The organism is Streptomyces colwelliae (genome assembly GCF_048158785.1).
Taxonomy (GTDB): Bacteria; Actinomycetota; Actinomycetes; order Streptomycetales; family Streptomycetaceae; genus Streptomyces.
Genome location: NZ_JBLTJC010001073.1, coordinates 1 through 384, shown reverse-complemented (window position 1 = coordinate 384; position 384 = coordinate 1). Strand labels below are relative to the sequence as shown.

Below are 384 nucleotides of genomic sequence, written 5' to 3'. Positions count from 1 at the left end.
CGACCATGCCCGTGTGTACTGCCGCTCCAACCCCGGCTTCCACCTGCCCGATACCGGCGAGGCACCGCTGCTGCTGGTCGGTACCGGTACTGGCATCGCACCCTTGATGGGCCTGCTGCAGGAACTGCAGGCCAAGGCCTGCGAACGCGAAGTGCACCTGGTGTTTGGCGAGAAGCACCGCCAGCACGACTACCTGTACCGTGACCAGCTGCTGGACTGGCGTACGCGTGGCGTGCTGGCCGGCCTGCATACCGCGTTCTCGCGCGATGGCGCCGAAAAGATCTATGTGCAGCATGTGCTGCAGCAGCGCGGCGATGAAGTGCGCGATGTGCTGGCCCGCGGTGGGCATCTGTACCTGTGCGGCAACAAGCGCCACCTGGAAAG

General features: G+C 65.4%; 1 pseudogene. It reads left to right on the top strand.

The window, feature by feature from the left end:
- Positions 1-13: 13 nt before the first annotated feature.
- A pseudogene (locus tag ACNFOC_RS55870) lies at positions 14-384 on the top strand (sulfite reductase subunit alpha); the annotation flags it as partial.